This window comes from Bacillus sp. HMSC036E02, from assembly GCF_001836235.1.
GTDB lineage: Bacteria > Bacillota > Bacilli > Bacillales > Bacillaceae_G > Bacillus_A > Bacillus_A cereus.
In genome coordinates, this window is sequence record NZ_KV827856.1 from 201077 (window position 1) to 201902 (window position 826).

Genomic DNA, 826 nt, shown 5'->3' on the forward strand with positions numbered 1-826 from the left:
GAAAGACTTTGTAATAGCCACAAAAGCAATAATTGGAGCTGCAATAGTGATTACAGGCGAATTAAGCTCATTAGCAAGATATGAAAGAATTGATAAGTTTTGTTCTTTTGCCATTTTTATATCATCTGGAGTCAAGCTCAATGCGCTACTCCAAACGAAGAACATAACAACAGCGAATGTCATGATATAACAAACCTTTTGTATTTGCGCACATTTAGCATCAGTGGCTTCGATTCCATACGTAGCTCTCTGTTTCACAACAAATGATGAAATCATAGGTGAATGATTAAATGAGAATACGATGATTGGTAGAATCATCAATATCGCCCCAAAATAGCCTGTTCCTGTTGAAGCAGTTGAAACAGCTGAAAAACTAAGCATTGACGTATTCCACTGTGGAATTAAAGATATTGCAATAAAAAGTAGAGAAACTATGAAAGGATACACTAACATACTCATTACCTTTACAGTAATATCTTGACCAAAATTTAGTATAGCGATAAGACCAAGAACTAATACAAGTGATAAAATAGCTCTTGGAGGTTCTGGCATGTGCAATTGATGCACGATAAAACTACTTGCAGTGTTTGTAAGCGCAACCGAATACATTAGTACGATTGTATAAATTGAACCGAAATATACGATGTTAAAAATGATACTCGCTTTATTTCCGAAATACTCTCTAATTGTACCTGTGATCCCCTCATCAGCAGAATTAGAAGCGTATATCATTTTAGCAAGCGCCCTATGTGAGTAGTACATAACTGGATATGCAAGTAATGTAATTAGTAGTAAAGATAATAAACCACCTGAACCTGCATTAATC

General features: G+C 35.1%; 1 protein-coding gene. It reads right to left on the minus strand.

Going from position 1 to position 826, the window contains the following annotated elements:
- The coding region (locus HMPREF2590_RS31240) for an SLC5/6 family protein (protein WP_481747578.1) at positions 1 to 826 on the minus strand (826 nt) is incomplete at both ends.